Below are 21,605 nucleotides of genomic sequence, written 5' to 3'. Positions count from 1 at the left end.
GGCATGGCACGAGTCATCGTCATCGGCGGCCACGGCAAGGTCGCACTCCAGCTGGCCCGCATCCTGACCGAACGCGGCGACGAGGTCAGTTCGGTCTTCCGCAACCCCGACCATTCGGACGACGTCGCGGCCACCGGCGCAAAGCCGGTGGTCGCCGACATCGAGCGCCTGGACACCGACGCGCTCACCGAGCTGCTGACCGGGCACGACGCGGTCGTCTTCTCCGCCGGGGCCGGTGGCGGCAACCCGGCGCGGACCTACGCCGTCGACCGTGACGCGGCCATCCGGGTGATCGACGCCGCCGAGCGGGCGGGCATCCTGCGATTCGTGATGGTGTCGTATTTTGGGGCGGGTCCCGATCACGTTGTCGCGCAGGACAATTCGTTCTTCCCGTACGCCGAGGCGAAGGCGGCCGCGGACGAACACCTGCGCGCCAGCCGCTTGCACTGGACGATTTTGGGACCGGGCCGGCTCACCCTCGACCCGCCGACGGGCCGGATCGCCCTCGGTGAGGGCAAAGGTGAGGTATCCCGTGCGGACGTCGCGCAGGTGGCCGCGGTCGCCCTGGAAAACAACGCGACGATAGGGCGAACCATCGACTTCAACAACGGCGACGTCCCGATCGCGGCGGCGTTGCAGGGCTGACTAAACTTCGTATCGCAGCTGGTCTGCCGTCGCCGCACCACGCGACGTCGGCATCGAGCGAGGCAAGTTAGTAACGCTTCGCGAGAGGGAACCCGGTGAGAGCCCGGGACTGTCCCGCAGCGGTATGCAGGAACGACCGCCGTCAAAAGCACTGGTCGCAAGACCGGGAAGCGACGGCCAGTAGGAGCACCACGGGTGCGTGCCTGCGAGTCCGAAGACCTGCCAGCTGTGCCGGGCGCGCCGCGCCCGGCGGCTCATCGCCTCGTGGAATGGGCGTTCGGCCGCGACGGTTGCGATGTGTGTACGTTGCGCACCGCAGCCGGATCGGCTCGCGTCCGCAATGGCGGTGACCACCCCGTCGATTGAAGGACGAATATCGTGATCTCTCAACCATTTACCGCCACGGTCGTCGGCTCGCCCCGCATCGGCCCGAAGCGCGAACTCAAACGCGCCACCGAGGGGTACTGGGCCGGACGCACCAGCCGGTCCGAGCTGGAATCGGTCGCCGCGACGTTGCGTCGCGACATGTGGGCCGGCCTCGCCGCCGCCGGCCTGGACTCGGTGCCGGTGAACACCTTCTCCTATTACGACCAGATGCTGGACACCGCCGTCATGCTCGGCGCCCTGCCGGCCCGGGCCGCACGGGTCCCCGACGATCTGGATCGCTACTTCGCCGCAGCCCGCGGCAATTCCGACGTCGCGCCGCTGGAGATGACCAAGTGGTTCGACACCAACTACCACTACCTGGTCCCCGAGATCGAGCCCTCGACCACCTTCTCGCTCAACACCGACAAGGTGCTCGCCGAACTGAAAGAGGCGCTTGCGCAGGGGATCCCCGCCCGCCCCGTCGTCATCGGACCGATCACCTTCCTGCTGTTGAGCAAAGCGGTCAACGGCGGCGGCGCGCCGATCGAGCGACTGCAGGAGCTCGTGCCCGTCTACTCGGAGCTGTTGGGACTGCTCGCCGCCAACGGCGCGCAGTGGGTGCAGTTCGACGAGCCGGCGCTCGTGACCGACATCTCCCCCGACGCCCCGGCCTTGGCGGAGGCCGCGTACAACGCGCTGGGCAAGGTGACCGACCGGCCGGCCATCTACGTCGCCACCTACTTCGGCGATCCCGGCGCATCGCTGGCCGGTCTAGCGCGCACCCCGGTCGAGGCGATCGGCGTCGACCTGGTGTACGGCGCCGACACGGCGGTGGCGGGCATACCGGAGCTGTCCGGCAAGACCCTGGTGGCCGGCGTCGTCGACGGGCGCAACGTCTGGCGCACCGACCTGGAGGCCGCGCTGGGCAAACTTCAGACCCTGCTGGGTTCGGCTGGGAGGGTGGCGGTTTCGACGTCGTGCTCCACGATGCACGTTCCGTATTCGCTCGAACCCGAGGCCGACCTGGACGACGCGCTGCGCAGCTGGCTGGCGTTCGGCCAGGAGAAGGTCGCCGAGGTGGTGACGCTCGCGCGCGCCCTGCGCGAAGGGCGCGGCGCGGTCGCCGACGAGATCGCCGCGTCCGACGCCGCGGTGGCCTCCCGCAAGAGCGACCCGCGGCTGCACAACGACCGGCTGCGGGAGCGCATCGAGGAGATCGTCGCCACGGGCACCCACCGCGGCGACGCGGCGTCGCGTCGCGCCCGCCAGGACGGGCGGTTGCACCTGCCGCCGCTGCCGACCACGACCATCGGCTCCTACCCGCAGACCTCCGCGATCCGTAAGGCGCGCGCCGCGCTGCGATCCGGCGAGATCGACCAGGCGGAGTATGAGAAGCGGATGCGCAAGGAGATCGCCGACGTCATCGCGCTGCAGGAGGAGCTCGGTCTCGACGTGCTGGTGCACGGCGAGCCGGAACGCAACGACATGGTGCAGTATTTCGCCGAGCAGCTACAGGGCTTCTTCGCGACGCAGAGCGGCTGGGTGCAGTCCTACGGCAGCCGCTGCGTGCGTCCGCCGATCCTCTACGGCGACGTCATTCGCACCCACCCGATGACCGTCGACTGGATCAAGTACGCGCAATCGTTGACCGACAAGCCGGTCAAGGGCATGCTGACCGGTCCGGTCACGGTCCTGGCGTGGTCGTTCGTCCGCGACGACCAGCCGCTGGCCGACACCGCCAACCAGGTGGCGCTCGCCATCCGCGACGAAACCGTGGACCTGCAATCCGCCGGCATCGCCGTCATCCAGGTCGACGAGCCCGCGTTGCGGGAGCTGCTGCCGCTGCGCCGCGCGGGTCAGGAGGACTATTTGCGTTGGGCCGTAGGTTCTTTCCGGCTGGCCACCTCCGGCGTCGATGACTCCACCCAAATCCACACCCACCTGTGCTACTCGGAATTCGGCGAGGTGATCGGGGCCATCGCGGACCTGGACGCCGACGTGACCTCCCTCGAGGCGGCGCGCTCACACATGGAGGTGCTCGACGACCTCAACTCGGTCGGCTTTTCCAACAGCGTCGGCCCGGGCGTCTACGACATCCACTCGCCCAGGGTGCCGAGCACGAAGGAGATGGCGGAGTCGTTGCGCGCGGCGCTGAAAGCCGTTCCGGCGGAACGGCTCTGGGTCAACCCGGACTGCGGCCTGAAGACCCGCAATGCCGACGAGGTCACCGCCTCGCTGCAGAACATGGTGGCCGCGGCGCGGGAGGTGCGGGCGGGGGCCTAGCCGGGCTGGGGGCACCTCCCGCTTGCGGGGGACACGCCAGCGTGGCGCCGGGGGCCGGGCGTCACGCCGGCGCGGCCTCGTCCGAAAGCACTTCGACGGGAACGTCGTCGGCCCACGGTTGCCGGGTCACCATGTCGGCGACGCGGACGATGCCGCGCTCGAACTCGCCCGTCGCCGCGTCCACCAGCCGGTAGGCCTGCACCTGTTTGTGGATGGGCTGCGCGTCGAGCAGCACCACCCGCACCTCCCCCGGCTCGAAATGGCAGCGCTCCTGCAGGGCGGTGATGAGCTGCTCGTTGTGCATGTGGCCGTCGCCAAAGTTCCAGCCGATGGCGGTGCTGCAGATGCGTTCGCCGTCGGTGAGGACGTAGTCGTCCTCGTTCCGGCCCGCCATCGCGCGGTGCGCGAGGGTGAACAGCGCGCGGCCGTGAGTGTTGAAGCCGCGGAACGCATATCCCATGAAGAGCGGGATCTGCGCGGCCTCCGGGCTGCCGTAGAACCGCTCGAGCTGGGCCTGCGGCATGCTCGCGATCGCCACGATGCCCCTGGCGATCTTGTCGCTGGCCGAGGGTTTGATGCACCACAGCGTGGTGTCCCAGTTGCCGGCGTAGTACCGCATCCCCGGCAGGAACGAGATTTTGCGGGGGAACATGTTGCCCAGCAACACGATTCCCGCGATGACGACGAACAGTATCGCCACCACCACCGGGTGCCTCAGGTCGCGCAGGCCCAGTCGGGCGTGCGCGACGAACAGCGACAGCACGCCGAAGATCATGAAGACGTTCCACTCCAGCGGCACGCCCATCGGAATCGACACCAGGATCCCCAGGTGGAAACAGACCATCACGATGGCCGCGATCGTGATCGGCCAGCCGCTGTGGCAGAAGAACAGCGGCAGCGGCACCAGCATCTCGATGGCGGTGCTCACGTGCGCCAGCCATCGCGACAGCCGGCCCGGCCGCAGGTCGTCCGGGAACTTCTCGAAGAATTGCCGCTTCAGCCAGCGGGGCCGCACCAGCGGGTTGTTGGACATCATCGTGGAGATCACGAACGGGAAGTGCTTGTTGAGCTTCGACGTGGCGGCGCCCATCCAGATGATCAGGAAGACGACCTTGGATCCGACGACCATGTCCACCCCGCCGAAGAGGAAGGTCACCGCCATCGTCGCGTAGACCTCTCCCCGCGCGGCCAGGAAGATCACCTTGTCACGCAGCCCAACCACGGCGAGCAGCAACAGGATGAGCACGATCTTCCAGGTCGGCAGCAACCCGATCGTCGTACCGAGCTCGGGTATCGGCCCGGTGCCGTCGGCGAACAGCGCGCTCAGCGTCACCAGCAAAAACAGCGCGTAGAGCGCGACGTCGATCGGCTTGCGCTTGGTGCCCCTGGTCAGCGGGACCCGGTCCGGCCACGGTGGCAGCCGGATGGTGCCGAACCGCATCCAGTACAGGATCGACCCCATCGGCGGGAAGAACCGGTTGTTCAGCGGGCCGAAGCCGCAGCCCAGCCCGATCACCTCGAAGAGCATCGTGTAGAGCACGACCTTCTCGAACACGATCGGTTCCGACCACCAGGACGCGACGTGGGTGAACCCGCCGAGTCCCTTGGTGGCCGAGGCGAACAGCCATCCGCCGAGGATGTAGAGCAGGATCTTGACGACGTAGAACAGGTGCAGCGCGACCGGCGTGCCGAAGCCCACCTCGGCCCAGTGCTTGGCCATCGGGCGGATCTTCTCGCTACGGGTGCCCTTGTTCCACTCGGCCATGTCGAGCTGCGGCAGCTCAGGCTTGAGAAATCCCATGGTGGTCAGATTAGAACGTGTTCTAGGCGAACCGCACTCAAGCCGGGCAACAATCCTTTGCCTGCGCCCTCGCCGCCGGATAGCGTGAAACCCGGATCGGCGCGGCTCGCTAGGAGGCGTCCATCATGAGCAGGCTTTTCGTTTCCATATCGGCTGCGGTGCTGGTCGCCGCCGCCGCACCGATCGCGGTCGCCCGGGCCGACGCGCCGGCACCCGGCGACGGGTGCGCGACGCTGCACGCGACCACCCAGGACGGCAACGGCAGGACGATGTGGTGCAACCCCACGATGACCGGCGCCCACAATCTGGTGTGGCAGTACGGCGGGCCGGCGCCCAGTCCGTAAAGGCTTCCCCGCTTGAGGGCTTTCAGCGTGCACTGACGGCGAGAAATCCGCGCAAACTCCGCCCTGGCCGCACGCTCAAAGCCGTGACTACACACCCGATTTCGGTCAACCGAAGATGCCCGACGGGGTCACCGGCGCAAGCCGCAGCACTCGGGGATCGACACGCACGTTGAGCGCATCCAGCGCGCCGGCCTGCAGGCCGGCCAGGGAATCGACGGCGTCCAGAAACCGTTGCCGCTCGGCGGGTTCCACGACGTCGCCGGCCAGCTGGGTGAACTTCTCGACGTACTGCGGGCGCCGGAATGGCCGCGCGCCCAGCGGATGCGCGTCGGCGACGGCCAACTCGTCGGAGATCACCTCCCCGCTGCGCAGCGTGATTTCGGCGCGCGCCCCGAACGCCTTCTGCGCCGGGTCGCTGGAGTGGTAGCGGCGCGTCCACTCCGGGTCTTCGACCGTGGAGATCTTGCGCCACAACTCGATCGTGTCGGGTCGGTGCGCCCGTTCCGCGGCGTAGGAGCGTTCGTGGTGCCACGCCCCGTCCTGCAGGGCGACGGCGAAGATGTACGGCAGCGAATGGTCGAGCGTTTCCCGGGAAGCGTCGGGGTCGAACTTCTGCGGATCCCCCGAGCCCGTTCCGATGACGACGTGGGTGTGGTGGCTCGTGCGCAGCACGATGGTCTCGACATGACCGAGGTCGGGTATGCGCTCACGCAGCTGCCGGGCCAGGTCGATCGGCGCCTGGCTTTGGTACTCGGCGGAGTGCTCCTTGGTGAAGCTGTCTCCGATGGCGCGCTTGGGCTCCCCGGGGGCGGGCAGCGGCACGTGGTATTCGCGCTCGGGTCCGCCCAGCAGCCAGGCGATTACGCCGTCCTCGCCCTCCCAGATGGGGGCGGGCGATCCCTCGCCGCGCATGGCCCGGTCCACCGCCTCGATGGCGACCTTGCCCGCGTGCGCCGGGGCGAACGCCTTCCAGCTGGAGATCAGCCCCTTGCGGGATTGGCGGGTGCTGGTGGTCAGGTGCAGCGCCTGCCCGACCGCCTGGTAGATGGTCTCGGTGTCCAGCTTCAGCATGGTCCCGATCCCGGCGGCCACCGCCGGACCCAGGTGCGCGACGTGGTCAATCTTGTGCTCGTGCAAGCAGATTCCGCGGGAAAGGTCGATCTGAATCTCGTAGGCGGTCGCCAGGCCGCGGATCAGGTCGGCGCCGCACAGGCCCAGCTGCTGGGCGACCGCGACCAGCGGGGGGATGTTGTCGCCGGGGTGGGCGTACTCGGCGGCCAAAAACGTGTCGTGAAAGTCGAGTTCGCGCACCGCGACGCCGTTGGCCCACGCCGCCCACTCCGCCGAATAGGTGCCGTCGACGCCGAATACGTTGGCGCCGCGGGCCGCGGGATGGGCCAGCGCCTGGCGCCGCGCCACCGTGACCGGTCGACGCAACACCGCGGCCGCGCTGACCGCCGCGTTGTCGATGATCCGATTCGCCACCATCTCCGCGGTTTCCACCTCGACGGCGACGGGATCCGCGGCGACTTCGGCGATCTTGGCCGCGAGGTGTTCGGCGCGGGGGAAGTCGTCCGAGCTGCGCCGCGCCCGAACCGTATGCATCAACACAAGTCCGCACCCTATGACCAACGGGCGCAGAAATCTGCGTTAACCCACCACCGCCGGCGCCGCCCGCGGTGTAGTTTGCTGCTGGGGCGGAACGAGGTTGAGGAGTCAGCCGTGTCAGAGGTCGATTACTGCGTGGTCGGAGCGGGATTCGCCGGTTTGACGGCCGCCCTGCGGCTGAAACAGGCCGGCCATTCGGTGGCCTTGCTGGAGGCGCGCGATCGGGTCGGCGGCCGCACCTTCACCGAGTACCGCCCGGACGGCACGTGGATCGATCGCGGCGGCGCGTGGATCGGGCCGGGCCAGGACCGCATCTATGCGTTGATGAACGAGTTCGGTGTGCCGGAGTACAAGCAGCACAACGACGGCGACGCGATGATGATCGTCGGCGGCAAGAAGCACCGCTACGGCGGAACCATCCCGTGGACCATGAGCCCGTGGGCCGTCGCCAACCTCGGGATCGGCCTGGTCGCCATCGAGGAGATGTGCAAAGCCATTCCGCGCGAGGCCCCGTGGGAGGCGAAGAAGGCCAAGGAGTGGGACCGAATCAGCATCGGGGAATGGATCAACAACAAGACGGCGTCCAAGCAGGCCGCCGAGATGCTGGACATGGCCTTCGCCGGCCTCTACACGTCGGCGGCGTCGGAGACGTCGCTGCTGTGGGGGTTGCTCCAGACGGCGTCGGCCGGCGGGCTCACGTTCGCGATCTCGGGCAAGGGGGGCTCGCAGGATGCCCGCCCCGTCGGCGGGATGGGCGCCATCTACCGCCCGATCGCCGCGGAATTGGTTGACGCGCTTCATCTTTCGCAGCCGGTCCGGCAAATCGCCCAGGACGCCGACGGCGTGACCGTCACCGCGGCCGACCTGACGGTGCGGGCGCGTCGCGTCATCGTCGCCATTCCGCTCGCGATCGCCACCTCGATCGTTTACGAGCCGATGCTCCCGGTGGACCGCGCGTTGCTGCACCAGCGCATGCCAAGCGGCGCGGTCGTCAAGACGTCCATCATTTACGACGAGCCGTTCTGGCGCGCCGACGGGCTCTCGGGTCAAACGGCCGCGCCGGGATCCCTGGCCAGCCTGACGATCGACGCCTGCACCGACACCGGCGACCCCGGGGTTATGTGCGTCATCACCGAAGGCCCCGCCGCGCGCCGGCTGACGAAGCTCGACGAGGCCGAGCGCAAAGCGGCGATCATCGGCGAGGTGGTCGACCGCTTCGGCAACAAGGCGAGATCGCCTTTGGAATATCACGAGCAGAACTGGACCGTCGAGCGCTACTCCGGCGGCGGGATGATCGGCCACGCGCCGCCCGGCGTGCTGACCGAATTCGGCTACACCCTGCGCGAGCCCTGCGGCCGCATCCACTGGGCCGGAACCGAGAGCTCGACCATCATGTGCGGGTGGATCGACGGCGCGATCCGCTCCGGCGAGCGCGCCGCGACCGAGGTCCGGGAAGCCGAGACCGCCGCGGTCGCCTGACCAAATCACTTGCGCCACTTCCGTTTCAGCGGTCGACGTTTTGTCGGTAGGCCGACGTAGCATTCGAACATGAGTTCGACCACGCGCGAGGAGATGGCGGCGGACTACGCCGCGCTGTGCGAGGTCGTCTCACGCATCGGCGCGCACTCCTACGATGTGCTGACCACCCCGGAACGCTTTACCTACCTCGAACATCTCGAACGAGCGATGCGGCGGCTGCCGGTGGCCGGCCACCAGCTGATCAACCAGATCGAGTGCCAAGCCACCCCGGCTGAACTCGGCGGCAAGTTCGCTCACGTCCTCGCGGACCGCTTGCGCATCGGCCGCGGCGAGGCGGGTCGCCGGATCAAGGACGCGCACGCCCTGGGCCCGCGGCAGACGCTGACCGGAGAGCCGCTGGCGCCGCGGTATGCCGCCACCGCGGATGCGCAGCGCGGCGGCCGCATCGGAGCATCGCACATCGCAGTCATCCACCGCTTCTTCGACGAGCTGCCCTGCTCGGTCGACGCCCCCACCCGCGAGGCCGCCGAGGCAGACCTGGTCCGCTGGGCCGGCGAGCAGCGCCCGGAAAGCCTGCGCAAGGCCGCCGACCGGCTGACCTGCTACCTCAACCCCGACGGCAGGTTCAGCGACGAAGAACGCGCTCGCTGCCGCGGACTGACGCTGGGAACCCAGGACAGCGACGGCATGTCACCGGTGCGCGGGTGGCTGACGCCGGAGGCCCGGGCCACCTGGGAGGCAGTATTGGCCAAACTGGCCGCGCCCGGCATGTGCAACCCGGACGACGACACGCCGGTGATCGACGGCGCCCCGCCCGAAGACGCGGTGCAGCGCGACGCCCGCACCGCGCCGCAGCGCAACCACGACGGCCTCAACGCCGCCCTGCGCGGGATGCTGGCCAGCGGAAACCTCGGTCAGCACAATGGGCTGCCCGCGGCGATCGTGGTGACCACCACGCTCAAAGACCTCGAATCCACCACCGGTAAGGCGCTCACCGGCGGTGGCACCCTGCTGCCGATGTCCGACGTCATTCGCCTCGCCCGCCACGCCCATCATTACTTGGCGATCTTCGACAAGGGCAAGGCGCGGGCGTTGTATCACACCAAGCGGTTGGCCTCGCCGGGGCAGCGAATTGTGTTGTACGCCAAGGATCGTGGCTGTTCGGCGCCGGGCTGCGACGTGGCCGGCTACTACTGCGAAGTCCACCACGTCCAGGACTGGGCCGGCACGCGTCGGACCGACATCGACCAGCTCACCCTGGCCTGCGGGCCCCATCACCGGCTCCTCGAGAAGGGCTGGGTCACCCGGAAGCGGGCCAACGGCGACACCGAATGGATCCCGCCGCCCCATCTGGACCGCGGGCAGCCGCGCACCAACTCCTTCCACCACCCCGAGGACCTGATGGCGGACGAAGACGACCCCTAGCTAACCGGCCTGCTTAGCGGGCGGCCGGTAGAAGATGACCAGCTGGCCAATCGCGCCGGCCAGGCCCAGCCCCACCGAGATCAGCAGGCCGCGCCAGCCGTCCATCCAGTTGTGGCCGAACACCACATAATCCAGGCTGATCTTTCCCGCGCCCAGGATGGCGATGGCGATGGCGCTGACCGCCAGGACCAGGTTGTACTCCCAGCCCTCCTTGACGATGAAGAAGCCGTTGGCGCGGTGCACGGTCCAGGCCGCGACCAGCATCAACGACACGAAGCCCGCCGCGGGGATCGGGGTGAGCAGCCCGGCGGCCAGGCCCAGACCGGCGGCCATCTCGGTGGTGGCGGCCACGGTGGCGTGGAACTTGCCCGGCTTCATGCCGATGCTTTCGAACCACCGCGCGGTGCCCGGGATGCGGCCGCCACCGAAGAACTTGTTGTAGCCATGCGCGGCCAACGTCACGCCCAACACCAGCCGCAGGATCAGTAACCCGACGTCGTAGGGAGTCATACCTGCAAACCTAGATCATGGTGCTCACCCGACAACAGGAGCGCCGAACGGCCAGTCCCCGTCCGTGTGGGACCATTGCGGGCGTTCCGGGCCATCAGCAGCTGATCACGAGGGGGTGCACCACGGCTCGTATCGCACGAGGCAGCGGCGCCCACCGTGACGCGTCCGGGTCCGCTTCCGACGGGCAATCCGTGGTGTTGTTGGACGGCACAGCGAATCACCCCCGAGAGCTGCTGGGCAACAAGGGCCACGGCATCGAGGCGATGCGCCGGCACGGCCTGCCGGTGCCACCCGCGTTCTGCATCACCACCGAGGTCGGCCTGCGCTATCTCGCCGACCCCCGGGTCACGATGGACGCGATCTGGGACGACGTGCTGCGCCGGATGAGCTGGCTGGAGGCGCAGACGTCGCGCACGTTCGGGCGGGGCCCGCGTCCCTTGCTGGTCAGCGTGCGCTCGGGGGCGACCCAGTCTATGCCGGGCATGATGGACACGATCCTGGACCTCGGCATCAACGACGACGTGGAGCGCGCGCTGGCCGCGGCCGGGACCGCGGCGTTCGCCCGCGACACCCGCCAGCGCTTCGAGCGCATGTACCGGCGCATCGTCGGCCCGGACGAGGTGCCCGACGACCCCTATGCCCAGCTGCGCGCCGGCATCGAGGCGGTGTTCGCGTCGTGGAACTCGCCTCGCGCGGTCGCCTACCGCGCCCACCACGGCGTCGACGATCTCAGCGGCACCGCGGTGGTGGTCCAGGCGATGGTGTTCGGCAATCTCGGCCCGAATTCCGGTGCGGGCGCTTTCATTTCACGCAACCCCATCTCCGGCGACAACGCACCGTTCGGCGAATGGCTGCCGGGCGGGCAGGGCGACGACGTGGTGTCCGGATCGGTCGACGTCGAACCGATCACCGCCCTGCGCGACGAACAGCCGGCGGTCTACGACGAGTTACTGGACGCCGCGGGCAGGTTGGAGCGGCTCGGCGCCGACGTGCAGGAGATCGAGTTCACCGTCGAAGAGGGCAGGCTGTGGCTGTTGCAGACCCGGGACGCCGAGCGGTCTGCGCAAGCCGCGGTGCGACTGGCGCTGCAGCTACGGCACGAGGGGCTCATCGATGACGCCGAGACGCTGCGGCGGGTCACTCCCGCGCACGTACGGACGCTGCTGCTACCCGCCCTTCAGCCCGAAATACGGCTGTCGGCAAGGCTTTTGGCCAAGGGACTGCCGGCCTGCCCGGGTGTGGCGTCGGGCACGGCCTATACCGACGTCGATGAGGCCCTCGATGCCGCCGAGCGGGGCGAGTCGGTCATCCTGGTGCGCGACCACACCAGGCCGGAAGACGTCTCCGGCATGCTGGCCGCGCAAGGCATCGTCACCGAGGTCGGTGGCGCCGCCAGCCACGCGGCCGTCGTGAGCCGCGAACTCGGCCGAGTGGCCGTGGTCGGCTGCGGCCGCGGGGTCGCCGCATCGCTGGCCGGCAAGTCGATCACCGTCGACGGCGGCGAAGGCGAAGTGCGCGAAGGCAATCTGACCTTGTCCGCCTGGTCGGAGAGCGATACCCCAGAATTGCGGGAGCTGGCCGACATCGCGCGGCGAATCAGCCCGCTGCGCGCGCACACCTCCGGTGACCACCCGCGCCTGGATGACACCGGGGAGGCCGCGGTCGCGGCCGCGATGGACGGCGGGCATACCGACGTGGTCTCGGCCACCCCGCTGATCGTCATGCTGACCGCGTTGCGCCTGACGGAGAAGCCCGCGTCATGACCGAACTGGCTGTGTTGCAAGCGGTTCGGCTGAAGGGCCGGGTGCGCCCCGCCGACCTGGCCGCGACGTTGAATGAGGACCCCGCCCAGGTGACCGAACTCATCGAGCGGCTGACCGTCGCGGGCCTGTTGGCCGACGGCGCGACGGTGCGGATCACCGGAAGCGGGCGCGAACGGCTCGCGGCGCTGCTCGACGACGAGCGGCGCGGCGCCGACCGTGCCGCACTGCAAGCCGCCTACGACGACTTTCGCCCCGTCAACGTCGATTTCAAGTCCCTCGTGACCGATTGGCAGCTCAAGGGCGGTCCGGGCGGCAGCGCCAACACTCACGACGACGCGGAATACGATGCCGCGGTGCTGGCCCGGCTCGACAAGGTGCACGAGCGGGTGCTGCCGATCATCGACGCGGCCGCGGCTCAGCTGCCGCGGTTGAGCACTTACTCGACGAAACTTGCTGCGGCGCTGGGCAAAATCCGCGGCGGTGATCCCGCCTGGCTGACCAGGCCGCTCGTGGACTCGTATCACACCGTGTGGTTCGAGCTGCACGAGGAGCTGATCTCCGCGGTCGGCCTGACGCGCGAGGAAGCGGCCCGATCCGGCGACGCGCAATAGGGCTAGAGCGCCGCGTCCAGCAACCGAACGTAGGCATCGATGTCGGAAACGGCCGTCTCGGCCGCGTGCACGCTGATCGCGATGGTGTCGCCGATGCCATGCACGCCGTGTGTCAGGCCCATCGCCGGCGACAGCGCCGGGTAGCCGGCCGTCAGCACCACCCGGGCGTCACCGAAGGCCAGGTCGGCCGCCCCGCGGTTCACGCTGGACAGCACGGTGTTGCCGGACACCTGAGACGGGCGCGCGTCGAAGTCGAATTGGGCCACGCCCCAACGCAATAAGGATGCAGGCACCGCGGCGAAGGCCCGGTCGGCGTGGCGCGTCGCCGGGTGGGCGAAGCGACGCCGTCCGTTGGCAAGCTCCGCGGCGATCCGTTCCTCGCGGGTCTGGACGTCCAGCGTCGGGTACAGGCCCACCGTGACGTTGCCGAAGTGGTTATACGCCCGCGCCGCACCGGGTTTGGCCATCGGGACCTCGGCGCCCAGGGTGTCGGCGGCATCACCCAGGAGAGCGGACAGGGCCGTCGACACCGCGCTCAGCGCGCCCACCGTGACGGTGGGACCGCGCAATTGCGAACGGTGTCGCACCAGCGTTCGCACCGACCGGGCCGGCCCGGGCCGCGCGTTCGTCGGCAGCGGGGGCCGCGGGCCGGCGCCGGCGGCCTCCACCCCGGAGCGAATGTCGCGGGTCAATTGGCGATGCGCCCGAGCCGCCCTGGTGGCGCGCCACGGCAGGAAACCGGACCGCAACCGTCGCACGGCGGCCACGGGATCCGGCCGGCCGAACAGCCAGGCCGCCATGGCCGACGCTCGCGCCCCGTCCGCCAGCGCGTGCGCGACCTGCATGACCGCCACGCTCGCGGGGCCGGTGACGCCCGGGACGCCCAGCACAGGGGTGAAAACGTGCAGCCGCCAGGGCATCCGTTGGACGTCCAGCTGTTCAGCGGCGAGGGCGACGACGACCGCCAGGCAACCAGCCCACGTCGGGTCTTCGAGGTCGTGGCGCACCACCCGGTCGGCCGTCACGGCCACCGGCACCCATTGCGGGTACCTCAGCGGGCCGCGATCGCGGACCCGCAGAGCCAGCTCCGGGCAGTCGCGGGCCCGCCCCAACACCTGCTCGACGGCGGCCGAATAGTCCGCGGGTTCGCCGTCGAACGCGTACAGCAGGAACTCGTCGTTGGGGATCTTGGCCGACATCCAGTAGAACTGCGCATCGACAGCGGCCATCCGCTGCGCGGCCATTCAGGCGGCTGAGCCGATGAACCCGAGCACCAGGTCGGCGACCTTGTCGGGCTGTTCGAGTTGCAGGAAGTGTCCCGCGTGGTCGACGATCGCCACCTCGCTGCCGGGCGGCAACACCTTCTCCGCCCAGCGGGCGAAAGCCGGTGTCATGCAACCGTCGTCGCGGCCGTGCAGGTATAGGCACGGCCAGACCGGCTCCGCGGTCCACAGCTCGTTCAATTTGGCATATTGCGCCGGCGGCCGGGTGTTGCGGATCGTGGCGCGGTACGGGCCCAGCGCCGCGCGCCAGCTCTCCGGCGTCCCGATGGCCGCGTCGACGTGGCGCAGGTCCTCGTCGGCGCGGTAGCCCGGCGACCACCGTCGCCACAGCAGCGGCAGCACCCAGGACGCGGAACGTTCGGGCAGCCAAGGCAATTGGAAGTACATGATGTACCAGCTGCGCAGCACTTGACGCGCCAGGTGCGCGGCCAGTCGCCCGCGTTCCGCGGCGCCGCTCCGGCGACTGAAGGCCGCGGAGGGCGGCACCGACATGATCACCGCCTTGGTGAAGGGGCTGTCGGCCATGGCGGCCAGGCCGGTGGCGGCGATCGCTCCCCAGTCGTGGCCGATCACCACGTCACGGTCGGTGCCACCCGCGGCCTCGCGCACCCGCAGGGCGTCGTCCATCATCGCCCCTACGTGATAGCTGCCGTCGGCGGCGATCGACGACGGCGCGTACCCGCGCATGAACGGCGCCACCACTCGCCACCCGGCGTCGACGAGCCGCGGTGCGATCTTGCGAAAGCCGTAGGGGGTGTCGGGGAAGCCGTGCAGGCACAACGCGACGGGGGCATCGCGCGGCCCCCAGGTGAGTGCCTTCAGGTCCCCGGCGGGGCTGGGCACGTCGATCCAGCCTGGTTCACCCATATTGACTCCCTGTTCGGCGCGTCCGCACCGACCAACCTAACGCGTGCGGGTCGACGACGCACCGACCGCATGCCCCTGGGAGTCAAAGCGACTATGCCGCAGGCAGTTTCGCTACACCTGCGCGGCGGCGCTGTCCAGTTCGGCGATGATGATCTTCCGCATGCCGTACATCGCTTGGGTGGCGGCCGCCGCGCGGGCGCGATCGGGGCCGCCGATCAGCTCGTAGAGCCGGTCGGGGACGATTTGCCAGCTCAGCCCGAAGCGGTCTTTGCACCAACCGCATTGCGATTCCTCGCCGCCGTCGGTCAGCCGCTCCCAGTAGTAGTCGACCTCCTCCTGGTCCTTGCAGTGGATGGTGAAGGACACCGCTTCGCTGAACTGGAAGTGCGGGCCGCCGTTGATGCCGATGAACCGGCTGCCGTCCAGCACGAAGCTGCCCGACAGGACCGTGCCCGGTTCGCCCGGTCCGGCCTCGGTGGTTCGGTTGAATCCCTCGATGTGCGAGTTGGGGAACACCGAGGTGTAGAACTCGGCCGCCTCCTGCAGGTTGTGGTCGAACCATAACGACGGGGTGATCGCTGGCATGGGGTCGTGGCCTCCTTGTCGGCTCGTTCGGTACGTCATGACAGACCCCGGCGACGGCGAAAACTCACCGCGCCGTCGACCCTGGAAATGGTCTAGGTAACGTCAGGTCGCATGAGCACCGTCACCAGCACCCCCGAGACGGTCGAGTTTTCCGGGGCCGGTGGGATCACCCTGGTCGCCGACGAGTGGAATCGCGGCACCGACGGTGCGGGACGGCCCAGCGTGCTCATGCTGCACGGCGGCGGCCAGAACCGGCATTCCTGGAAGAACACCGGCCAAGTCCTGGCTGATCAGGGCCTGCATGTCGTGGCGCTGGACAGCCGTGGCCACGGGGACAGCGACCGCGCGCCCAACGCCGACTACGACGTGGACACGTTGACCTCCGACGTGTTGAAGGTGATCGGCGCGATCGGCCGGCCGGTGATGATCATCGGGGCGAGCATGGGCGGCCTGACCGGGATCCTCGCCGCTCACCGGGCCGGGCCGGCGAGCGTGACCCGGCTGGTCCTCGTCGACGTGGTGCCCCGCTTCGAGAAGGGCGGCAGCGCCCGCATTCGCGACTTCATGATCAGCGGCCTCGACGGTTTCGACTCACTCGACGAGGCCGCCGACGCCGTCGCCGCCTACCTGCCGTACCGGGAGAAGCCGCGCAGCCCCGAAGGACTGAAGAAGAACCTGCGCCTACGCGATGGCCGCTGGTACTGGCACTGGGACCCGGCGTTCATGACCAAACCCGGCGACGATCCCGAGCTCCGCACGGAGAAGTTCGAGCAGGCCGCCAAGAGCCTGTCGATTCCCGTCCTGCTCATCCGCGGGAAGCTGTCCGACGTTGTGAGCCCCGAAGGGGTCCGCCATTTCCTCGCCACCGTGCCCCGCGCGGAGTTCGTCGAGCTGTCCAACGCCGGGCACACGGCGGCCGGCGACGACAACGACGCGTTCAGCGACGCCGTGGTCAAGTTCGTCAAACGGCACTAGCTAGTTGGCCGGCTTCTCCGCGTGACCGCCGAACTGCTTGCGCATCGCCGACAGCGCCTTGTTGGCGAAGTCATCCAGTGACCGCGAGGCGAAGCGGGACTGCAACGCGGTCGTCAGCACGGGCGACGGCACTCCCTCGTCGATCGCCGCGATGGCGGTCCAGCGGCCCTCGCCGGAGTCGGAGACCCGTCCCGAGAACTCCTTGAGGTCGGGCGATTCGCGCAGCGCGCTCGCGGTCAGGTCCAGCAGCCACGAGCCGATGACGCTGCCGCGGCGCCACACCTCGGCGACCTCGGGGATGTCGAAGTCGTATTGGTAGTACTCCGGATTCGACAGCGGCGCCGTTTCGGCGTCCCCCTGCTCGATGTGCTTGCCGATGTCTGCGTTACGCAGGATGTTCAACCCCTCGGCGAGCGAGGCCATCATCCCGTACTCGATGCCGTTGTGCACCATCTTCACGAAGTGACCGGCGCCGGACGGCCCGCAATGCAGGTAACCCTTTTCCGATCGTGCGACCTCGCCTTCGCGCCCGGGGGTGCGCGGCGCCGCGTCCACCCCGGGTGCGACGCTCGCGAAGATCGGTTCGGCGTGCAGGAAAGCCTCGTCGTGGCCGCCGATCATCAGGCAGTAGCCGCGTTCCCGGCCCCACACGCCGCCGCTGGTGCCGCAGTCGAGAAGATGAATTCCCTTGTCCGACAGCGTCTTTGCATGGGTTATGTCGTCGCGGTAATACGAATTGCCACCGTCGATGACGATGTCGCCGGCCTCCAGCGTGTTGGCCAACTCGTCGATGACCCCCGTCGTGATGGTCCCCGCCGGCACCATCACCCAGACGACCCGCGGCGAGGTCAGCTTCTCTGCGAGCTCCTGCAGGGACGACACCCCGGTGGTCCGCTCCTCCCCCGCCATCGCCTTGACGGCGTCGGGGTTGTGGTCGTAGACCACGCATTCGTGTCCGTCCTTGGCGACCCGGCGGACGATGTTGGCTCCCATCCGGCCGAGGCCGATCATCCCAAGCTGCATCTCTTCTCGATCTCCTTACTTCGACGACGTTTGCTTAGGCAGCCACGGCTCCTGCCAGCTGCGGTGGCCGTGCAGCAGCGACTGCGCGGCCTCGGGTCCCCAGGTGCCCTGGTCGTAGTGGTGGATCCGGCCCGGCTTGTCCAGCACGGGCTGCACGATCCGCCAGGTCTCCTCGATCGCATCTTCCCGGGCGAACAGCTGCCGGTCCCCCGTGAGCGCGGCGTACAGGAGCCGTTCGTAGGGGCGCACGGCTTCCCCGAGATCCTCGGCGAACGAGGAATCCAGGTGCACGTCGTGCCAGCCGTCGCCGACCTGGGCGGACAACTGCAGCCGCATGCCGGGATCGGGATCAATGCGCAGCACGATCTGGTTGGGCTCGGGTGGCCTGCGGTTCGGCAGGAACGAGAACCCCGGAACGTGGTGGAGGAACATCCGCACCTCGGTGACCTTCTCCGGCAGCGCCTTTCCCGCTCGCAGGAAGATCGGCACGCCGGCCCAGCGCCAGTTGTCGATCTCGGTGCGCAGCGCGATGTAGGTCTCGGTCTGCGAATCCTTGGCCACCCCGTCGACGTCGGTGTAGCCGCGGTACTGGCCACGCACGCACCGCTCCGGATCCAGGGCCGGCATCGCCCGGAACACCTCGGCCTTCTTGTCGTTCAGGTCGTCGGCGCTCGGACCGACCGGGGGTTCCATCGCGACCAGCGCGAGCACCTGCAGCAGGTGGTTCTGCACGACGTCACGCAGGGCGCCCACCGCGTCGTAGAACTTGCCCCGGTCCTCGATGCCGAAGTCCTCGGCCATGGTGATGTGGATTTCGGAAATGCTGTCGCGGTCCCACACCTTGGCCAGGGCGTTGTTCGCGAAGCGCAGGTACTGCAGTTCCTCGACGGGTTGCTTGCCCAGGAAGTGGTCGACGCGCAGGATCTGGTCCTCGTCGAGCACCGCGCGCAGCCGGGCGTTGAGGTCCCGCGCGGAGGCCAGGTCGTGGCCGAACGGCTTTTCCACCGCGACGCGCGCGCACTCCAGCAGGTCGGCCTTGGCCAGGTTTTCGACGATGGGCGCGAATAAGGACGGCGGCATTTCCAGGTAGTACAGCGGGCGGCAGTCCTTGCCGATCTTCTTGGCGAGCTGGCCGTAGAGCTGTTCGTCGGTGACGTCGCCGTGCAGGTAGGACAGCCGGCCGGCGAGGCGGTCGAACACCGCGTCATCGAACTTCTCCCCGGACGCCTTGATGGCCTCGCGGGCCCGCTCGACGAGCTTCTCGAGTGGGATGTCGTCGCTGGCCACGCCGATGATCGGGATGTCCAACAAGTCGCGCGCCTCGAGGCGGTACAGGGCGCGATAGGTCATCTTGCGCGCCAGGTCGCCGGTGATCCCGAAGATCACCAGCTTGTTCGAGGAGTTGTCACCGCCGTCAGCCAAGCCCGCACCTTTCGATAGTCGTTGGCTCTTTCCAAGACTCACTACCCGCGGCGGTCGGACCTAACACTAGACACCGCGCCGAGGCCCGACAACCTCACGCCATCGCGGTATTTGGCAGGATGCTTGCGTGGGCGACGCGCTGCATATCACGGTCTACGTGCTGGCCGGCATCGCCGGGATCGAGGCCGTCGCGCTCGCCGTGCTGGCGCGGCTGCTGGTGCGCAGCCGCGAGGAGATCGAGGAGTTGCGGCACCGGACCGACGCGCGCAATCAGCTGCTGTCCGGTGGGCGCGAGGCGGTCAAGCGGGTGTGGAACACCGCCAACCTGCTGCGCAAGGAAGGCTTCGGCGCGGCCGTACGCAGTTCGATCGAAGACCTTGCCGACTGGGCGGAGGTGGAGCGGCCCGACCTGGCCCGCGTCACGCCGGACGGCCGGGTGGTGATCCTGTTCTCCGACATCGAGGAATCCACCGCGCTCAACGAGCGCATCGGCGACCGGGCCTGGGTCAAGCTCATTGCCGCTCACGACAAGCTGGTGTCGGACCTGGTGCAGAAGCGCTCCGGTCACGTGGTGAAGAGCCAGGGCGACGGGTTCATGATCGCCTTTTCCCGCGCCGACCAAGCGGTGCGGTGCGGCGTCGACCTGCAGCGTGCGCTGCGCAAGGACGCAAAACGCAAGCGGCACGAGGAGATTCGGGTTCGCATCGGCATCCACATGGGTCGCTCGGTGCGCCGCGGCGACGACCTGTTCGGCCGCAACGTCGCGATGGCGGCGCGGGTGGCCGCGCAGGCCGTCGGCGGCCAGATTTTGGTGAGTCAGCCCGTGCGGGACGCCCTTTCCGACTGTGACGACATCCGTTTCGACAAGGGCCGCGAGGTTGAGCTGAAAGGCTTTTCGGGGACTTATTCGCTGTTCGCCGTGGAAGCCCCGGCCGATCCCGATCTGGACTGAAAGCCATCGGCCTCGTATTCGGCCAGCCGTTGATGCAGGCGGGACCGGACCTCGTCGGCGGTGTAGGCGCGCCGTTTGCGTTGGTCGCGAACCACCAGCGCACCCCCGGCGACGACACCGGCGACGCCGGCCAGCCCAACCCACTTCCACACTCTGCGCATGACCACAGCGTATGCGCGCTGTGATTAACTTGTGTGCTCTTGCAACCGGACACAGGCATCGACACGCTCATGACGCTGACCCTCGATCAAGCCCTGAACGAGACTCGCACCGGCGATCTTTGGTTGTTTCGCGGGCGCTCGCGGCCCGACCGCGCGATTCAGACGTTGACCAACGCCCCGGTGAACCACGTCGGCATGACGGTGGCCATCGACGACCTGCCGCCGTTGATCTGGCATGCGGAGTTGGGCGACAAGCTCGTCGACATGTGGACCGGCACCAACCACCGCGGCGTGCAACTCAACGACCTGCAGCAGGCGGTTCTGCAGTGGACCCAGCGGTACCAGCAGCGGTGCTGGCTGCGTCAGCTGACGCCGAACCCCACCCGCGACCAGGAGAACAAGCTGCTGCGGGTGATCGCGCGGATGGACGGGACGGCGTTTCCCACCACCGCCCGGCTGACCGGCAGATGGTTCCGTGGGCGCCTGCCCACCATCAACGACTGGGTGCGGGGAATCCCGGTGGTGGACAGCAAGATTCGAGAGCAGACCCGGCGCCGTCGGGAGGAGCGCAAGATGAGCCTTTCGACGGCTTATTGCGCGGAGACGGTGGCGATCACCTACGAGGAGATGGGACTGCTCAACACCGACAAGGACACGAACTGGTTCGACCCGGGCAAGTTCTGGAGCGGTGATGTGCTTCCGCTCGCGCCGGGCTACCGGCTGGGCGACGAAATCGCGGTCACCGTAGGCGAAGTCGGCTAGTCGACCGACATCTCGCTCAGTTCGGACCACCCCGCCGCGTCGATCGTCTGGTTGATGATCTTGGGCGTGGACTTCAGCGCCTGGGGAAGCTCGCGCATTGCCCGCTTGAAGTGGTCGCTGTTGACGTGGACGCCGCCCGCCTCGTCGTCACGGAACGCTTCCACCAAGACGTACTCGGCGGGGTTGTCCAGGCTGCGCGACCACTCGAACCACAGGTTGCCCTCCTCCGCGCGGGTGGCGGCGGTGAAGGAGGCGACGAGATCGGGCCAGCGGTCCGTCCAGTCCGGTTTGGTCTCGAATTTGACGACGATGAAGATCATGGCCGGCCCCGCTCTCGCTCTGGTGAACTGCGCCCCGCCAGCCTATCTACCGCCACAGCCTCCAGGCCTGTAGCAAAGTGCGCCCCGGGCATCTGATTGGATGCCCGGGGCGCACTATCGGTTTGCTTGCGTGCTAATCGCGAAGCGCTGAAGCGCCGCGCAAAGTGGCCTGGCTCACAGTTGCTGTGCGATTGGAGCTATTTCACTTCGCACGAGGCCCCGTCCTATTTGCGTGTCCTATACGCGTCTAATAGCCACGCAATAGATTGAGGCCTTCGCGAATTCAATTTGTTAGGGATTCGCAATTCCGGGATCGCCGGGAGGCGGCAATTCCGGCGCCGGCGGGGCCGGGGGCGCGGGGGCCAAGGCGTCGACCAGGACGGGCGGCGCTTCCGGGGGGGGGGGGGGGGCGTCGCGCGG

At 68.5% G+C, this 21,605-nt stretch carries 20 protein-coding genes and 1 riboswitch; of the genes, 10 read left to right on the top strand and 10 right to left on the bottom strand.

Features of this window, described 5'->3' with window-relative positions; all coding sequences use genetic code 11:
* The first annotated feature begins 3 nt into the window (after nucleotides 1-3).
* Both A5730_RS20815 and metE read left to right on the top strand, forming a co-directional pair.
* On the top strand, nucleotides 4-645 hold the full coding sequence (locus tag A5730_RS20815) for an SDR family oxidoreductase (RefSeq protein WP_067904676.1): 642 nt from the start codon (nucleotides 4-6) through the stop codon (nucleotides 643-645).
* Nucleotides 646-696: 51 nt separating this feature from the next.
* Nucleotides 697-887, top strand: a riboswitch (cobalamin riboswitch).
* A 136-nt stretch (nucleotides 888-1,023) separates the two neighbouring features.
* Nucleotides 1,024-3,294, top strand: coding sequence for a 5-methyltetrahydropteroyltriglutamate--homocysteine S-methyltransferase (metE, locus tag A5730_RS20810; RefSeq protein ID WP_067904672.1), 2,271 nt, complete (start codon nucleotides 1,024-1,026; stop codon nucleotides 3,292-3,294).
* A 61-nt stretch (nucleotides 3,295-3,355) separates the two neighbouring features.
* On the opposite strand, the gene A5730_RS20805 is transcribed toward metE, so the two are convergent.
* Nucleotides 3,356-5,095: a DUF3556 domain-containing protein gene (locus A5730_RS20805; protein WP_067904669.1), complete on the bottom strand. Its 1,740-nt coding sequence runs from the start codon at nucleotides 5,093-5,095 to the stop codon at nucleotides 3,356-3,358.
* Nucleotides 5,096-5,220: 125 nt separating this feature from the next.
* Between A5730_RS20805 and A5730_RS20800 the strand changes: the two genes are divergently transcribed.
* Nucleotides 5,221-5,439, top strand: a complete 219-nt coding sequence (locus A5730_RS20800) for a hypothetical protein (protein WP_055398917.1) — start codon at nucleotides 5,221-5,223, stop codon at nucleotides 5,437-5,439.
* A 105-nt stretch (nucleotides 5,440-5,544) separates the two neighbouring features.
* Here A5730_RS20800 and prpD read toward each other — a convergent pair whose 3' ends face one another.
* Nucleotides 5,545-7,044, bottom strand: coding sequence for a 2-methylcitrate dehydratase PrpD (prpD, locus tag A5730_RS20795; RefSeq protein WP_067904691.1), 1,500 nt, complete (start codon nucleotides 7,042-7,044; stop codon nucleotides 5,545-5,547).
* Nucleotides 7,045-7,161: 117 nt separating this feature from the next.
* On the opposite strand from prpD, the gene A5730_RS20790 reads away from it, so the two are divergent.
* Nucleotides 7,162-8,526 carry a flavin monoamine oxidase family protein gene (locus A5730_RS20790; RefSeq protein WP_369829902.1) on the top strand — a complete coding sequence of 455 codons (1,365 nt, stop codon included), beginning with the start codon at nucleotides 7,162-7,164 and terminating at the stop codon, nucleotides 8,524-8,526.
* Nucleotides 8,527-8,595: 69 nt separating this feature from the next.
* Nucleotides 8,596-9,951: an HNH endonuclease signature motif containing protein gene (locus tag A5730_RS20785; RefSeq protein ID WP_067904663.1), complete on the top strand. Its 1,356-nt coding sequence runs from the start codon at nucleotides 8,596-8,598 to the stop codon at nucleotides 9,949-9,951.
* Here the strand turns inward: A5730_RS20785 and A5730_RS20780 are convergent, their stop codons facing one another.
* Nucleotides 9,952-10,461, bottom strand: coding sequence for a DoxX family protein (locus tag A5730_RS20780; RefSeq protein ID WP_067904660.1), 510 nt, complete (start codon nucleotides 10,459-10,461; stop codon nucleotides 9,952-9,954). It abuts the gene before it with no gap.
* A gap of 131 nt (nucleotides 10,462-10,592) precedes the next feature.
* Between A5730_RS20780 and A5730_RS20775 the strand changes: the two genes are divergently transcribed.
* Complete coding sequence (locus A5730_RS20775; RefSeq protein ID WP_369829903.1) at nucleotides 10,593-12,224, top strand: pyruvate, phosphate dikinase; 1,632 nt, start codon at nucleotides 10,593-10,595, stop codon at nucleotides 12,222-12,224.
* Nucleotides 12,221-12,835 carry a hypothetical protein gene (locus tag A5730_RS20770; RefSeq protein ID WP_067904654.1) on the top strand — a complete coding sequence of 205 codons (615 nt, stop codon included), beginning with the start codon at nucleotides 12,221-12,223 and terminating at the stop codon, nucleotides 12,833-12,835. Before A5730_RS20775 ends, A5730_RS20770 begins: the two co-directional genes overlap by 4 nt.
* 2 nt (nucleotides 12,836-12,837) lie before the next feature.
* Here the strand turns inward: A5730_RS20770 and A5730_RS20765 are convergent, their stop codons facing one another.
* From A5730_RS20765 to A5730_RS20755, 3 genes are all read right to left on the bottom strand, one after another.
* Nucleotides 12,838-14,079, bottom strand: coding sequence for a WS/DGAT domain-containing protein (locus tag A5730_RS20765; protein WP_067904651.1), 1,242 nt, complete (start codon nucleotides 14,077-14,079; stop codon nucleotides 12,838-12,840).
* Complete coding sequence (locus A5730_RS20760) at nucleotides 14,080-14,985, bottom strand: alpha/beta fold hydrolase (RefSeq protein ID WP_067904648.1); 906 nt, start codon at nucleotides 14,983-14,985, stop codon at nucleotides 14,080-14,082.
* Between the two features lie 111 nt (nucleotides 14,986-15,096).
* Nucleotides 15,097-15,570, bottom strand: a complete 474-nt coding sequence (locus tag A5730_RS20755; protein ID WP_067904645.1) for a VOC family protein — start codon at nucleotides 15,568-15,570, stop codon at nucleotides 15,097-15,099.
* 111 nt (nucleotides 15,571-15,681) lie between these two features.
* Between A5730_RS20755 and A5730_RS20750 the strand changes: the two genes are divergently transcribed.
* A complete protein-coding gene (locus A5730_RS20750) occupies nucleotides 15,682-16,545 on the top strand; it encodes an alpha/beta fold hydrolase (RefSeq protein WP_067904643.1) in 864 nt (287 codons plus the stop codon).
* Here the strand turns inward: A5730_RS20750 and gnd are convergent, their stop codons facing one another.
* Together gnd and A5730_RS20740 are read right to left on the bottom strand one after the other, a co-directional pair.
* Entirely contained in the window at nucleotides 16,546-17,568 is a 1,023-nt protein-coding gene (gnd, locus tag A5730_RS20745; RefSeq protein ID WP_067904641.1) for a phosphogluconate dehydrogenase (NAD(+)-dependent, decarboxylating), read from the bottom strand.
* 15 nt (nucleotides 17,569-17,583) lie between these two features.
* Nucleotides 17,584-18,990 (bottom strand): glucose-6-phosphate dehydrogenase, encoded by a 1,407-nt coding sequence (locus A5730_RS20740; RefSeq protein WP_067904638.1) that lies wholly within the window; start codon nucleotides 18,988-18,990, stop codon nucleotides 17,584-17,586.
* 127 nt (nucleotides 18,991-19,117) lie between these two features.
* Between A5730_RS20740 and A5730_RS20735 the strand changes: the two genes are divergently transcribed.
* The gene (locus A5730_RS20735) at nucleotides 19,118-19,942 is read left to right on the top strand and encodes an adenylate/guanylate cyclase domain-containing protein (protein ID WP_067904637.1); all 825 of its coding nucleotides are present in this window, start codon (nucleotides 19,118-19,120) and stop codon (nucleotides 19,940-19,942) included.
* On the opposite strand, the gene A5730_RS20730 is transcribed toward A5730_RS20735, so the two are convergent.
* A complete protein-coding gene (locus A5730_RS20730; RefSeq protein ID WP_082946928.1) occupies nucleotides 19,894-20,103 on the bottom strand; it encodes a hypothetical protein in 210 nt (69 codons plus the stop codon). The two genes, A5730_RS20735 and A5730_RS20730, sit on opposite strands and share 49 nt — an antisense overlap.
* A 69-nt stretch (nucleotides 20,104-20,172) precedes the next feature.
* Here A5730_RS20730 and A5730_RS20725 point away from each other — a divergent pair, with 69 nt between their 5' ends.
* On the top strand, nucleotides 20,173-20,865 hold the full coding sequence (locus tag A5730_RS20725) for a guanylate cyclase (RefSeq protein ID WP_067904689.1): 693 nt from the start codon (nucleotides 20,173-20,175) through the stop codon (nucleotides 20,863-20,865).
* On the opposite strand, the gene A5730_RS20720 is transcribed toward A5730_RS20725, so the two are convergent.
* Nucleotides 20,862-21,185: a putative quinol monooxygenase gene (locus A5730_RS20720; protein WP_067817412.1), complete on the bottom strand. Its 324-nt coding sequence runs from the start codon at nucleotides 21,183-21,185 to the stop codon at nucleotides 20,862-20,864. The genes A5730_RS20725 and A5730_RS20720 overlap by 4 nt on opposite strands.
* Nucleotides 21,186-21,605 lie beyond the last annotated feature (420 nt).

The organism is Mycobacterium sp. ACS4054 (assembly GCF_001667275.1).
In the GTDB taxonomy this organism is placed as follows: Bacteria; Actinomycetota; Actinomycetes; order Mycobacteriales; family Mycobacteriaceae; genus Mycobacterium.
The sequence above is the reverse complement of the archived record's forward strand: the minus strand, read 5'-3'. Positions and strand labels throughout refer to the sequence as shown.

Excerpts from the sequence above, each read along its gene's own strand:
- A5730_RS20815 (WP_067904676.1), top strand. The coding sequence starts at position 4 with ATGGCACGAGTCATCGTCATCGGCGGCCACGGCAAGGTCGCACTCCAG.
- A5730_RS20805 (WP_067904669.1), bottom strand. The coding sequence starts at position 5,095 with ATGGGATTTCTCAAGCCTGAGCTGCCGCAGCTCGACATGGCCGAGTGG.
- A5730_RS20800 (WP_055398917.1), top strand. The coding sequence starts at position 5,221 with ATGAGCAGGCTTTTCGTTTCCATATCGGCTGCGGTGCTGGTCGCCGCC.
- prpD (WP_067904691.1), bottom strand. The coding sequence starts at position 7,044 with ATGCATACGGTTCGGGCGCGGCGCAGCTCGGACGACTTCCCCCGCGCC.
- A5730_RS20785 (WP_067904663.1), top strand. The coding sequence starts at position 8,596 with ATGAGTTCGACCACGCGCGAGGAGATGGCGGCGGACTACGCCGCGCTG.
- A5730_RS20780 (WP_067904660.1), bottom strand. The coding sequence starts at position 10,461 with ATGACTCCCTACGACGTCGGGTTACTGATCCTGCGGCTGGTGTTGGGC.
- A5730_RS20770 (WP_067904654.1), top strand. The coding sequence starts at position 12,221 with ATGACCGAACTGGCTGTGTTGCAAGCGGTTCGGCTGAAGGGCCGGGTG.
- A5730_RS20765 (WP_067904651.1), bottom strand. The coding sequence starts at position 14,079 with ATGGCCGCGCAGCGGATGGCCGCTGTCGATGCGCAGTTCTACTGGATG.
- A5730_RS20760 (WP_067904648.1), bottom strand. The coding sequence starts at position 14,985 with ATGGGTGAACCAGGCTGGATCGACGTGCCCAGCCCCGCCGGGGACCTG.
- A5730_RS20755 (WP_067904645.1), bottom strand. The coding sequence starts at position 15,570 with ATGCCAGCGATCACCCCGTCGTTATGGTTCGACCACAACCTGCAGGAG.
- A5730_RS20750 (WP_067904643.1), top strand. The coding sequence starts at position 15,682 with ATGAGCACCGTCACCAGCACCCCCGAGACGGTCGAGTTTTCCGGGGCC.
- gnd (WP_067904641.1), bottom strand. The coding sequence starts at position 17,568 with ATGCAGCTTGGGATGATCGGCCTCGGCCGGATGGGAGCCAACATCGTC.
- A5730_RS20730 (WP_082946928.1), bottom strand. The coding sequence starts at position 20,103 with ATGCGCAGAGTGTGGAAGTGGGTTGGGCTGGCCGGCGTCGCCGGTGTC.
- A5730_RS20725 (WP_067904689.1), top strand. The coding sequence starts at position 20,173 with ATGACGCTGACCCTCGATCAAGCCCTGAACGAGACTCGCACCGGCGAT.
- A5730_RS20720 (WP_067817412.1), bottom strand. The coding sequence starts at position 21,185 with ATGATCTTCATCGTCGTCAAATTCGAGACCAAACCGGACTGGACGGAC.